Genomic DNA, 13,520 nt, shown 5'->3' with positions numbered 1-13,520 from the left:
TAGAAGTTAGGAGTGATTAATTTGGAAAAAAATGAGATTTCTAAAATAGAAGAATTGCAGCACCCCGTCAGAAATTGGCTGCAACCCTTAGTATTGCTTGCACCATCTGGGATTTGGTTATTATTTTTGTTGGTGCTGCCAACTTTGATAATTTTCGAGTTAAGTTTAGTTGCAGACATCCGACCAGGAGATTTGGTCAATCCCAACGGATTCAAAAACTACATCCGAATATTTGACTCCCTTTACCTGCAAGTAATTGGTCGATCGCTATTTTTTGCCTTTGGCACTACGATAATTTGTTTAATTTTGGGCTTTCCCGTCGCCTATTGGATTGCTCAAATAGCGCCGCAGCGTTGGCGAAATTTGCTGCTATTAGCCTTTGTTCTACCTTTATGGACTTCTTCATTACTCCGTTCTTACGCTTGGATTACAATTCTTCGGCCTACTGGTTTATTGAACAGTTTACTCAGTAATTTAGGCTTGCCTACTTGGGAATTACTTAATAATAGTCAAGCTGTATTAATTGGCATGAGTTACAGCTTATTACCCTATATGGTTTTGATTTTATATGCTTCTCTTGAAAAGCTAGATAAACGATTGCTAGAAGCCGCAGCTGATTTAGGTGCAAATCCAGTAGAAACTTTTTTTCAAGTAACTGTACCGCAAATTTTTCCGGGAATTGCGGCTGCTTCCATGCTTGTATTCATCACAGGCTTGGGGGATTTTGTTGATCCAGAATTACTCGGTGGTGCTTCTAGTATGACGGCGGCGCGGTTAGTTTACAATCAGTTTCTTGGAGCAACGCAAAATTGGGGATTTGGTTCAGCCTTGAGTATGACGTTAATTTTGCTTGTTAGTATTGCGATCGCATTTTTAATTAAGTTTGGAGAAGCTACACCCAAACGTTAAAATTTTGGTCGCTCATTTATAATAAAGGCATCAAACGCCAGCGAGACAACGGTTATGCTCTCACCCGATCTCAAAAATGCGTTACCAACTACCGATGAACTTCCCTGTTCAGACGATACGCCAGTGGATAACGAAGATCAAAATTTTTTGCCCAATATTTTACTCTTCTTACTTAACTCCATTTGGGCAAATCGCATGGATTGGTACTTCGGAGTAGATATGGGAGTGTATCACACCACAGGAGTAAATCCCAGAGTACCTGTAGTCCCAGATGCTTTTTTAAGTCTGGGAGTAGAACGGAAAAAGGGTGGTAAATCACGCAAAAGTTACGCGGTTTGGGAAGAAAATGGGATAGTTCCAATATTCACATTAGAAATGGTATCCCATACTCCAGGGGGTGAATACGACGAAAAGCTAGATATATATAGAAAACTTGGTGTATTGTACTACGTAATTTATAACCCTGAATTTTGGCGACGCGACCAACATCAACCCTTTGAAGTGTATAAGTTGCTCGATGGAAACTACCAACTACAAATAGGTGAACCTTATTTGATGCCAGAGGTGGGTTTAGGCATAGGGCGACACCAAGCTGTAATTGGCGGGATACAACAGGAGTTTTTATGTTGGTATGACGAGCAAGGAAACCGCTATTTTACAGATGCAGAACAGGCACAACAAGAGCGATCGCGGGCTGAACAAGAACGGCAAAGGGCTGAACAATTAGCCGAGTATTTACGCTCTTTAGGAGTAGATCCAAATAACCTACCTGATAATTCGTAATTCGTAATTTGTAATTAAAAATTGTTAATTATTTTTCACTATGAGTAAATGATCTAAATCATCTGCATTACTGTTCATTAACTCTTTGATTTTAGAGATAAACTCATGCTCTAAAAAAGGTTTGGTTAAGTAAGCTTTTGCCCCCAACTCTTTAGCAAGCTGTCGATGTTTTTCAGCGCTGCGAGAAGTAAGAATCACAACAGGAATTTTTGCTAAATTTGTGTATTGGCGGAAATTGCTCAACAACTCAAAACCATTCATCCGTGGCATCTCTAAATCAGAGACGACAACTTTAATTTCAGGATGTAACTGCAATTTTTCTAGAGCTTCTACACCATTTTGAGCTTGTATTACTTGATAGCCAGATTTTTGGAGAGTCAGAGAGAGAGTTTGGCGGAGACTAATTGCATCATCTACTACTAAAACAACTTTTGGTGATTTATAATCTGGCTCTTGAGAATAACTGAGTTGGGTTTCGATAGTTGTTGTGGAAGTCGATGCCGCAAGTAATGGTGTAGATGAAAAAGTATGCCCTGATATCGGCAAGGCTTTTTTATTTGATGAATAAGCTACTGGTAGCGCCCTGATATCAAGTGTTGTTTGTTGGATTTCGCTAGATTTTACCAGCAACAAAGCATCAATTACTAAGATGAGATTACCATTAGCTAAACTACTACAACCATAAATGTATTTTGGCGGTGCGATCGCGTTTCCTAAAGGTCTGATTACCAATTCTTGTTCGCCGATTATTTGGTCAACTTCTAAAGCAACCTTTCCCTGATTTCGCTGTAGTAAAAGCACCGGATTCTTTGCTACACTTTGGTTATGAGTATTTGAAGTATTGTATGGAGTCTCGTTATTAATGAATGAACCATTATAATTAATCAACTTTGAAAGTTGGCGAAGGCTGACCATAGTAGTTTCATCATTGTCTATATTCAAATGTAAGACTTTTTTCCCTTCAATTTCTTTAATCTGTTGTTCAGAGGGAATCAATATTTTTTCGATACTGTCCAACATCAGACCATAAACAACACCTTTGGCTTGAACTAGCATTAACTTTTCTGTAGTCATAGAAAAAGGGATTTTGAGGATGAATATTGTTCCTTGGTTGGGTAAGGATTGAACTGAAATTGAGCCGTTGAGCGCGTGCATCTGAGTACGCACAATATCTAAACCCATACCGCGCCCAGAAATTTCACTTACTTTATTTGCAGTAGAAAATCCAGGCGAAAATATCAAATCTAAAAGTTCAGGTTCAGCCAGACTAGAAGCATAGTTTCTAGTTTTTTCTTCAGTTTGTATGGGATAAAGTTCAGCAGCTTTTCTGCGAATTCTGTCTAAATTCAATCCCTGACCATCATCTCGAACTTCGATAATAGTTTGGCTACCCTGATGATAAGCGCAGATTTCGATTAAACCTTCTTCTGGTTTACCAAGCTCTCGGCGAACTTGCGGAGCTTCAATACCGTGGTCAAAAGCATTACGCACTAAGTGTAACAAAGGATCGTAGAGCTTTTCTGCGATCGCTTTATCTACTAGTACTTCACTACCAGTAAGTTTCAATTCTACAAGTTTGGCATGAACATTCCCCAACTTATTTACCATGTGGGGGAAACGATTCAGAATATTGCCCAAAGGCGACATTCGTGCTTCGACTAGGCTATCTATAATATTAAGAGTTAAATTCTCTTGTTTATCACTAATTTGAGTGGCTTGTGTCAAAAGTAAATCAAGTGACTCTGTGGTTTCTTGTAGTTGCAGTGTCTCTTCTATTGCTTCATGCAATGTCATGTGAAATTCTGTATATACATCCATTTCTAGAGAGTCAAAATCCACTGCAAAACTTTGCGTTTGTTCTGATGCAATATTTTGTATTTGTAAAGGTAGATCGCGTAACTCATTTAAAGTTGTTTGGTGTCTAGTTAATTGCTGTACTAGCTGCTCAATTATTTCTTTGACTTGTTCATCTTGCAAACTATGCCGTTTTTGGGAAATCAGCAATTCTCCTGCTAGATAATTGAGGTGTTGCAGTTTCTCTGTATCTACGCGAATAAATGAAGGTTGGCGAAAGTTTTTAGTTTGAACATACTGTGATTTGTCTTCTATTTCTTTGTTGATTTGTATAGCTATCTCAGGCATGACTTCAATAGCTGCTTCCGAAACATTTACAACTACCTGTTCGCTGACACTTAATGAATCAAGCTTTCCTGAAGAGTCATCAGTCTGGGTTGTCACAACTTCAACAGCAAGGTCTTGCCTAGCTTCTGCTCCCCATATTTCTTCTAGCAAGTTATCAGTTGATTGAGAAGATACAATCTCTTTAATCACTAACAGGTTTTGTAAATTGGGGCTATCAAGCCAATTTTTCTCTTCGCTAGTAACAGGGGGGTAATTTTTATATTCTTTTGCTAATTTGTGAATTTGGTTTTGTAATAATTTAATTCCTGAAAGGTGGCTATCAGATGCTTTCAGAGAATATTGAAACTTTGCAACTGCAAATAGGATAATTAAGATTATACCACGTCGATAAATACAAAGACTTTGACTATCTTCTTCATCCTGAACAAAATCAAGAAAGTCTTTTAGCCAGTTTTCGATATAATTAAGCAGATTTTTTCTTTCTAACCTGGGAACTAGTAAAGTCAAACTGAGTTCCGCTTCTGGTATTTGCATCTGGTGATTAAACCAGCCATAAATGTAGCGAATTACTTTTAAATAAAACTTGGCAGTTGTTGGCTTTACCGATTCATTTTTATTGTTATCAGATGTAGTGAGAAACTGATAAAATTCTTCTTCATGGATAAAAAGTTTACTAGCAGATGAATCATTTTGTAATTTTTTAGATAACTCATCATTTGCCATTATTGTGAGTTTTTGTAAACCTGATGAAGGTTCTCCACCAGATGTGCGATCGCCTGCTAATACTAATTTTTTTGCTTGTTGTAAATCTGCAAGGGCAATTTCTGCAATTTGCTGTACCTGAGTAGGATTTGCTTGCAGCGCTGAGAGAATTGTTTGAGAAATTTCTCCCAATCCAGGTAAATTTAGAGATTCTGCCAAGCCCAGAAATACTTCAGCTTGAGAGTGTAAAAACTCAATAAATTCGTCATTATTTGGTGGATTGTTAACAAAGCCAGCAATACTGTTTAGACGTTGTTCTACTCCTACTTCAAAAACAGATTGTACAATATCAAATCCCAATTCTTCAGAAGTGGGAATATGAGATTCAGCACCAAATGCATCACCCAGCTTTTCTTGCAACTGTGCAAATACCAAAGTTGCTCGCTGAAGCAGTTCTTCGTCATTAACAGTACTACCTACTAATTCAGTATTTAGTGCTATACTCAAACACTCATAAGCTTGTAATAAAAGTGTTTGTAATTCTGCATTAACTACCACTTTTGGATTGTATAAAGCTTTAAATACATCTTCTAAAAAATGGGCGATCATCTTAATTAATTCTAGCCCAACGTTAGCTGCACCACCTTTAAGTGTATGAGTAGCTCGCATTAGATTGTGAATTTTAGCAATGCTATAATCTTCTGATAAGCTAAATAGTTCTTGTTCAATAATTTGGACTAATTCTGGGGCTTCAGCTAGAAAGTAGATGTATCCTTGTTCGCGAATTTCGTTATCTGTAATCATAAGTAGGGAGTGGGGTGTAGGAAGTTAAAAGTTAGGAGTTAGGAGTCAAGAGTTGATCGACCAAGTGATTTTTCAGTTGTCTTGACTATTGAACTCAAAATCCGAATGATTTCGTCTGCATAGATTAGTTCATTAGTTAAATCAATCTTTACTAGTTTGGACTGTTGTAGTAGACGTAGCCAGTATTTGGTTTCCCTAGCTTCTTTGTATGCAATATACATTTTAGCCAAGAAATCCTTTCTACTCTGACCACCGCTAGCCTCTTCAACATTCGCGCCAATACTTGTCCCACTTCGTAGTAATTGCTTAGAAAGCACATATTCCCGTTGCTCTTGCAGTTTAATATATAGGTTAATAATTTCTAAAGCAAATTTAAAACTTTTCTGTTGAATAATGCTCTCTGCTAATTACTCTTCTCCTCTGTTTAACTAAAAAATTAAAAATAATTAAGTCAAAGCATTTTATATTTGCCAATAAAACAGTGTTTTATATAATTAATGCTTTGACCTAATAACTTCTAACTCTTAACTTTTAACTCCTAACTCCTAACTATTTTTCATTTCACTTTAAACTTACTAGCAGTTGTTAATAGTTCTTGCGCCATGCCTGATAAATCTTGGAACACAGTCGCAATCTCTTGAGATTCCGCAAAAGTTTTATCGGCAATCTCTGCAACATCTTGCATTGATTTAGTTACTGTTACAGACTGCGCCATTTGTTTTTGAGTCGCTGCGGTAATTCGCTCGATTAGCTGACTAATTTCAGCAGTCGCAGAAACGATCGCATTTAAGTTTTGGCGAGTGTCACTAACCAGATTTGTACCTTCTACTACCTGCTGAATACCAGTTTCCATCGCTACTGCAACTTCTCCGGTTTCTGCTTGAATCTCCTGAACTAATTTTTCAATTTCGATGGTTGCTGCTGCTGATTGGCGAGATAAAGAACGGACTTCATCAGCCACAACTGCAAAGCCTTTGCCATATTCACCAGCACGAGTAGCTTCAATGGCTGCATTCAGAGCGAGTACGTTTGTCTGTGTAGCAAAATTACCAATCAAATTCACCACTTTAGAGATCTTTTGCGAGGATTCGCTGAGGCGTTTAATCTTTTTGCTGGTTTGAGCAACGGTTTCACGAATTCCTTGGATTGCTTTTACAGTCAGGTTCATGGCAGTATCGCCAGACTCTACAGTTTGATTGGCTTTTTGCACTGCTAGTTGTACTAACTCAGCATTCGTTACTACAGCTTGAGTTGAGTCCACCATCTGTTGAATGTCACCTAAAGCTGCGCTAATATCCTCAGACTGTTGTTGTGCCAGATTGGTTAGTCCCGCTAATGAAGACTCGCTATTGCTAGAAGTTTGGGCAACTTGTTGAGCAGCACCTTGTACTTGAACAACAATTTGCCGCAGTGCTTGCAGAGTATTATTGTAAGCATCTGCGATCGTGCCTAGTTCGTCTTCTGTAATCGGTGCGCGTACCGTTAAGTCGCCGTTGAGAGCGGGTCTAAGGGCTGTTAGGAGTTGAATTGATCGTTGTTGGAGTAACTCCTTGGCTGCCTTTTCCCGTGTTGCTGCTTCTGCTAATTTTGCTGACTGCGCTTGTACTTGTTGCAAGTATTCGGTGTGTTGTAATGCCAGTCCTAACTGGCTGCCAATACGTGCTAACAAAGTAACTTCCGATTCTTCCCAATCACGAGTGACCGAATTTTGATAAGCTGCTAGCAATCCCCACAATTGTTCCCCTGCAAATACAGGAACAATTACATAAGCTTTGGCTTCAAATTGCTCTAAAACTTCAATGTGACAAGGAGAATGACCTACCTGATAGATATCATTTACAACAAAGTTTTCTCCTTGGGCATATCGACCTCCCTGAGTTTCTTGTAAGTGGGTATCTTCCCAGACGGTTTTGATATCGGGGCCTACCAATTTTACCCACAGATGACCTGCTGACTCTGCGATAAATTCCCCACTCCAGTTCGGATTGAAACGATACACGGCAACGCGATCGCATCGCAGTAATTGCCTTACTTCTTGAGTAGTTGTTTTGAAGATTTCTTCTACATCTAAAGATTGCCGGATGCGGTTACTGATCTTGGTAACAGCTTTCTCTTGTTCTGCTATTTGAGCTAGTTTCTCAGATTTCACCCGCACTAATTCCAAATAGTCTATCTGTGATTTAGCTAGGCTAAATTGCAAGCTAGTTTGAACCAAAAAGTTCACTTCCCAGCTTTGCCATTCACGGGAGCTAGAATTTTGATAAGCTGCCAGCAATCCCCACAATTTATCCCCGAAGAATATCGGAACAATGATATAAGCTTTGGCTTCAAACTGCTCTAAAATCTCAATATGGCAGGGAGCTAGCCCTACTTCATAGATATTATTAACGACAAAGTTTTCACCTCTGACATACCGACCTCCCTTGGTTTCTTGCAAGTAGGTATCATCCAAAACGGTTTTAATATCAGGGCCTACCAGTTTTGTCCAACCAGTACTCACAGACTCAGCCACAAATTCACCACCCCAGTCAGGGTTAAAACGATAGACAGCAACGCGATCGCATTGTAGTGATTGACGCACTTCTTGAGTAGTTGTTTTGAAGACGCTTTCTACATCTAAAGATTGTCTGATGCGGTTGACTATTTTAGTGAAAACTTTCTCTTGTTCAACTATTTGAGCTAGTTGGTCAGATTTTGTCTGCACTTGTTCGAGATATTCCCCTTGTGAGATAGCTACACCAAATTGCAACCCAATTTGAGTTACAAAGGTTTCTTCCCAAGGTTGCCAATCACGAGGCCCAGAATTTTGATAAGCTGCTAACAAACCCCATAATTTTTCTCCAGCAAATATGGGTGCAATGATGTAAGCCTTCATTTCATACTGCTCTAAAATGTCAATGTGACATTGAGAATGGCCCATTTGATAAATGTCATTAACTACAAAGCTTTCACCCTTGGCATAACGTCCTCCTTGAGTGTCTTGTAAGTGACTATCTTCCCAGACCATGTAAAAATCAGGGCCGACCATTTTTATCCAGCCATTACCCACTGACTCAGCAACAAACTCACCACTCCAGTCAGGTTTGAAGCGATAGACACCGACGCGATCGCATTTTAGTAATTGGCGTACTTCTTGAGTAGTTGTTTGAAAAAGCTTATCAACATTTGATACCCGCAGAATTTTGTCGATGACTTTAGCTACCGATTTTTTTGCTAGTAGCCGCTGTTGCTGTTCTTTTTGGAATTCAAAGCTTTGTAATTTGTAAATCAGTTCTGTTGTCAGTTGAGATAGTAGGCTAATTTCTACTTCTTGCCACTGCCGCTTTGAGTAGCAATTATTGACTGCTAGTAAGCCCCACACTTTACCTTCTACTACAATCGGTAAACTCAAACTAGCTTTAATTTGAAATTTATCTAGCAGTTGCTTTTGATAAGGAGTAAGTTGAATCTGATTGATATCATCAATAACTACAGCTTCTACATAGTCTTGATTGGTATATAAACCAAAAATAATTCCGGGAATATTTTCGCCTAAAGTTGGAGTCCAACCTAATGTTCTTGATTCTGCTAAAACATTACCTGATTCTCGCGAAGTAAACTGATAAATTAAGGCGCGATCGCAGCCAATCTTTTCTCTAATTTGTGCTACGGTAATTTTAAATAATGTATCAATGTCTGGGGCTTGGCGCATGTGACTTGTGATGTCTTTCATCTGTCGCCGCCAAGTTTTAAATTCTTGAGCGATCGCACTTAATAAAGATATTTCATTACTAGCAATATTTGCTATATGAGCGTTACCATTTTGATTCTCTAATTCAGAGATTAGATGCTCGTTCTCATGGCTATTGTTATACAAAAATGTCATTTGATTAACCTCAAAATTGTGATTGGTAATAACTGGATATGTAGCAAGCGATATTTATTTGATATTTACTCATTAAGAATTAAGAGTTTTCACAATTCACATCTTAATAAATATTCAATTATGAATCCCCCATGCTGAAGATTGAATAATAGTTGTCGCATCCAAATTAAAAATTATCTCCTCCGAATCATTAATAAAGTATCCCTGTAAAAAAGGTGATATTTTTGGATAAAACAATTCAGTATTTGTAGCTTTCATTTCTTTAGCATCCAGCCATTCAATATCTATAATTTGCCGCACCAATAGTCCCAAATACTTACCTTTATTTTCTAGAACAATCGCCATCATTTTTGAAACTAAATTTGACCCTGGGGAAATTGGAGGATAACCTAACATTGCCTCTAAATCGACTAACCAAAGCATCTCACCGCGCCAATTATAAATACCCAAGACACTACTTGGCATTTGAGGAACGCCGCATATTTCTGGTAATGATACTTGCAAAACTTCTGCGATGTGTCGTAAAGAAATTACGGCTGTATCAGTTACTCCCAAATTAAAACTTAAAAACTTTTCTTGGGTTTCCAAAGCTATCGATCCTTTGTTCTTGATTATTTATATTTAACCAATATTTGCAGTTATTGTTTATTCTTGAAAAAATTCATTTAAACAATTGTGGTTTTTATTATTTGTTAATTTATGATATTTTACTAATTAAGTAGTCGCTTTAAAATTACCACTAATTCGTCTCGGTCAATCGGTTTTGATAGATAACCATCAGCCCCTAACATATTACCCCAAATTTTATCTACATCACTATTTTTTGTAGAGCAAAAAACTACGGGTATCTTGCTAGTGTCCGGATTATTTTTGAGTTCTCTGCAAATTTCAAAACCACTTTTACCCGGTAAAATTACGTCAAGAAATATTAAGTCTGGCTTATTTTTATCTATTTTGTCTTGAGCCTCTTCACTACTAGTGGCGCTAATCACAGAATAACCTGCCTGTTGCAAGTAACGGCTGATTATTTCCATATCTGTTAAGCCATCTTCAACAACTAAAACAGTATTCATGGCAATTACTCGTTAACTTTCTCTCAAAATATAAACAAAATAGACAAATCCTAAATGATTCCTTAAAAAGACATGGAAGGGACTAGAGACTAGCCCTAACCCCTCTGCCCTAAACAATATTTAACCAATTAAATAGGACTGCTATAAATACAAGAATTTGTATTTGTCTAATTTTGATACAATCTTGATGTATCAACCTCAGAAAAAGTACGTAATAAATATAAATCAATAGGATATAAAATATCTTTAAAATATAATTTTAAATTTTGTATTGAATATTGAAAATTTCACATAGACTAAGAGCAAGATAATTTTAAGGCAAGAATAAATCTAAAATTCTAAATCAATTGACAAGCCTTTGATTTGATAAATAGAGTAAATATAAAATTGTTTAACCTCAATAAATTAATTTTTACTGAGGTGAAAAAATCTAGAAATTTTGAGGAATAATTCAGAATCAAAAATTGCTTTTAATTCTTCCTAATTACAAACCTCTAAATTAGATTTTCTTTTATCGTGGGATACGTTGGATATGCTCTGTGTAGGTAAATACTTACGTATTATACTCATTACCTTATCAGCCACTACAGGTTTAGTGAGAAAATCTGTAGAACCAACTACTTTGGCACGAACTCTATCTAAAAGACCATCACTGCCTGTTAATATAATTATTGGTGTGTTGGAAAATGTAGATATTCTTCGTAATTGAGTACAAATTTCGTAACCACTGGCGACTGGCATAATCAAATCCAAAAAAATCAGGTCTGGTTTATCCTGAATCAGAGTTGGTAGAGCTTGTACAGCATCTTGAATTTTGACAAACCTAAATCCATTGGAAGTGACAATATGCTCTACCATTTTACATACTTGAGGGCTATCATCGACGCAAGCCACTAGTGGAGCAATCCGCTTCTTGGCTTGTGTGGTGGTAGAGTTATTGTTAACTTCAGTAATTCCTAAAGGTAAGTCAGGTACTTCTACTAATTCGATGATTCCTTTAAGGATATAAGGAAGCAATGAACGAGTCAGTGGTAATACACTCTGCTTCATTTTCATGGCTAAATCTCGCAGAGTGAATTTGCCATTGATTAAATTTACAAAGTTTTTGTAGACAGATGGACTTACCATCTGCTCAAGTTGTTCTGGTCGCCGTAGAATTGGTGCTAAGTCAGGAGAGAAATTTGCTAAACCTGTTTCTGACCAAATTTTCCATGAGTCTTGCATGTGCTTTACAGACATTTCTGCACTCGTGAAACTCATTGGAGTTTCTAAGATAACTTCCTGGGTACGATTGCAACTTAGAGAAGCAAAGTTTCCTTGTAAAGCTAAGTCAAATAATAATTCTGCTATTGTATTTTCTGCAATAGATTGAATCTGTTCTCTCTGAATTTTCTGTTTTTTATAAAATACTTCTATAAGTTTATAATCCCAGTAATCAATTGATAGGTCTTGCCCACGGAACTGCAACTTATCAACATCAATCTGGGGACAATTTTGAGCTATATGTCTACGCCAACGTCGGAAGGGATGAGTTCCTCCTGTTGCCCAAACTATCCGTCCTAGTCGATAGTAAAAAGTCCATTGGCTGCCTTTTGAACTTTTAATATTTAATTTGCCATTGTATTGCAACTGAGTACAAGTTTTGAATTCATTTACTAGGTTATTTGAAATAAGTTCTTGATGAGGCATAGTTTGTTCCTTTTATTAAAAATCTAGCCATTAAAAACCGATACTAGTAGAACGCGCCGTAAATCCACCTACCATCTCAAGTAACCAGACAAATTTATTAGGTCACTTGTTAAAGATAGGCAACACTTTGATGGCAGTGTTCTAGCTATATAGCGATGGCAGATATATGAATAAGTGCAAATGCATTTGATATATAGCAGTCTAAATCAAGATTATTAAAAGCAACGCAGATGTTAAAATGGCAAAACTATTGCTAGTAAATAATTTATCTAGCATAAAGTCTTTATTGGCAGAGTTTACTTTTCTGCTAATATTTATAACTAAAGTAGGTTGCCATAGTCAACATCATGGTGTACTGATATATTATTTTAAGAATTTTCATACTGAATCATATCCGTATAAGTTCTGAATTTTTGTTTAAAAAACATTAGCATTCTCCAAAGAGTTATACTTTAGTTATTCACATTGAGAATATATGTTAAAAATATTTATTTAAGTTTACTATTCTTAATTATGCTAATGAATGTTAGCTTTTCTAAGAAATATTTTTCTTAAAAAAAGGCGTGCTACTAAAACAAGTAGCAGCCAGATTAGAAAGTATTTATTTAGAAAATGTATTCAAGGTTGTTTGTGGTTTTCATAGCTGACAACAGCTGCTCTGAGATTACTTTGGTGTTCTGAAAGTAGACGATCGCCTTCATCTTTTTCCAAACCAGTCCAGTGCATCAATAGCGCCAGCTTGACCCATTTACCACTACGTTCTAGTAAAAAACCCGCAGTTTCCCGACTTAAACCTGTGAGGTCTTGCAAAATTCGCAAAGCGCGATCGCGTAATTTTTGATTTGTTACTGCTACATCCACCATGCGATTGCCATAAACTTTGCCTAGCTTGACCATCACGCCGCTAGAAAGGATATTTAAAGCTAATTTAGTGGCTGTACCAGCTTTCAGGCGAGTTGAACCGGCAATTATTTCTGGCCCTGTTAATAGACGAATGTCAATATCAGCATCAAAGCTAACTTGTTCAGCAGGAACACAGGCGATAAAAATAGTTGTAGCTCCTCGCTGACGAGCAGCATGAAGCGCACCGTGCACATAAGGCGTTGTCCCACCAGCGGTAATGCCAACTACGACATCTAATTGGGTAACGTGCCGCCCGGCGATCGCAGCCTCACCATCTTCAATACTGTCTTCTAAATCTTCAGAACTGCGTACTAGTGCGCCAGCACCACCAGCAATAATCCCCTGTACCAACTCTGGGGGTGTACAAAAAGTAGGTGGACACTCCGCAGCATCTAACACCCCTAACCTGCCACTTGTACCCGCACCGATATAAAATAGGCGTCCTCCGTGGCGCAAACGCTCTGCGGTGCGCTCAATTGCCTCTGCCAACTGAATTTTAGCCGCTGCAACTGCTGCAACAGCCTTTTGGTCTTCGTCATTAAATAACTCTACCAATTCCAGGGAACTAAGCTGGTCTAAGTTCAGACTATTAGGATTGACCAGCTCAGTTAAAAGATGCCCGCGTTCTTGCAAATTTGTCATTTGTCATT

Annotated in this window: 9 protein-coding genes; 2 read left to right on the top strand and 7 right to left on the bottom strand. The window is 37.6% G+C overall.

From position 1 onward, the window contains the following. Positions 1-15: 15 nt before the first annotated feature. Positions 16-909 carry an ABC transporter permease gene (locus tag RMY27_RS15270; RefSeq protein WP_322664570.1) on the top strand — a complete coding sequence of 298 codons (894 nt, stop codon included), beginning with the start codon at positions 16-18 and terminating at the stop codon, positions 907-909. A gap of 54 nt (positions 910-963) precedes the next feature. After that, positions 964-1,692 (top strand): Uma2 family endonuclease, encoded by a 729-nt coding sequence (locus RMY27_RS15265; protein WP_322664535.1) that lies wholly within the window; start codon positions 964-966, stop codon positions 1,690-1,692. A gap of 24 nt (positions 1,693-1,716) precedes the next feature. On the opposite strand, the gene RMY27_RS15260 is transcribed toward RMY27_RS15265, so the two are convergent. The 7 genes from RMY27_RS15260 to murQ form a co-directional block, all read right to left on the bottom strand. Continuing rightward, positions 1,717-5,340, bottom strand: a complete 3,624-nt coding sequence (locus tag RMY27_RS15260) for a response regulator (protein ID WP_322664534.1) — start codon at positions 5,338-5,340, stop codon at positions 1,717-1,719. 38 nt (positions 5,341-5,378) lie between these two features. Next, positions 5,379-5,732 carry a four helix bundle protein gene (locus RMY27_RS15255; RefSeq protein ID WP_322664568.1) on the bottom strand — a complete coding sequence of 118 codons (354 nt, stop codon included), beginning with the start codon at positions 5,730-5,732 and terminating at the stop codon, positions 5,379-5,381. Positions 5,733-5,896: 164 nt separating this feature from the next. Continuing rightward, a complete protein-coding gene (locus tag RMY27_RS15250; RefSeq protein ID WP_322664532.1) occupies positions 5,897-9,205 on the bottom strand; it encodes a GAF domain-containing protein in 3,309 nt (1,102 codons plus the stop codon). Between the two features lie 114 nt (positions 9,206-9,319). Beyond that, positions 9,320-9,793: a chemotaxis protein CheW gene (locus tag RMY27_RS15245; RefSeq protein WP_322664530.1), complete on the bottom strand. Its 474-nt coding sequence runs from the start codon at positions 9,791-9,793 to the stop codon at positions 9,320-9,322. 122 nt (positions 9,794-9,915) lie between these two features. After that, positions 9,916-10,278: a response regulator transcription factor gene (locus RMY27_RS15240; protein WP_322664528.1), complete on the bottom strand. Its 363-nt coding sequence runs from the start codon at positions 10,276-10,278 to the stop codon at positions 9,916-9,918. Between the two features lie 480 nt (positions 10,279-10,758). Continuing rightward, on the bottom strand, positions 10,759-11,967 hold the full coding sequence (locus RMY27_RS15235) for a response regulator (RefSeq protein WP_322664525.1): 1,209 nt from the start codon (positions 11,965-11,967) through the stop codon (positions 10,759-10,761). A 618-nt stretch (positions 11,968-12,585) separates the two neighbouring features. Then, positions 12,586-13,512, bottom strand: coding sequence for an N-acetylmuramic acid 6-phosphate etherase (murQ, locus tag RMY27_RS15230; protein WP_322664523.1), 927 nt, complete (start codon positions 13,510-13,512; stop codon positions 12,586-12,588). Between the last annotated feature and the right edge of the window lie 8 nt (positions 13,513-13,520).

Origin of the sequence: Nostoc sp. DedQUE09 (assembly GCF_034530915.1) — a bacterium.
Taxonomy (GTDB): domain Bacteria; phylum Cyanobacteriota; class Cyanobacteriia; order Cyanobacteriales; family Nostocaceae; genus Nostoc.
The sequence above is the reverse complement of the archived record's forward strand: the minus strand, read 5'-3'. Positions and strand labels throughout refer to the sequence as shown.

Excerpts from the sequence above, each read along its gene's own strand:
- RMY27_RS15235 (WP_322664525.1), bottom strand. The coding sequence starts at position 11,967 with ATGCCTCATCAAGAACTTATTTCAAATAACCTAGTAAATGAATTCAAA.
- RMY27_RS15265 (WP_322664535.1), top strand. The coding sequence starts at position 964 with ATGCTCTCACCCGATCTCAAAAATGCGTTACCAACTACCGATGAACTT.
- RMY27_RS15240 (WP_322664528.1), bottom strand. The coding sequence starts at position 10,278 with ATGAATACTGTTTTAGTTGTTGAAGATGGCTTAACAGATATGGAAATA.
- RMY27_RS15260 (WP_322664534.1), bottom strand. The coding sequence starts at position 5,340 with ATGATTACAGATAACGAAATTCGCGAACAAGGATACATCTACTTTCTA.
- murQ (WP_322664523.1), bottom strand. The coding sequence starts at position 13,512 with ATGACAAATTTGCAAGAACGCGGGCATCTTTTAACTGAGCTGGTCAAT.
- RMY27_RS15250 (WP_322664532.1), bottom strand. The coding sequence starts at position 9,205 with ATGACATTTTTGTATAACAATAGCCATGAGAACGAGCATCTAATCTCT.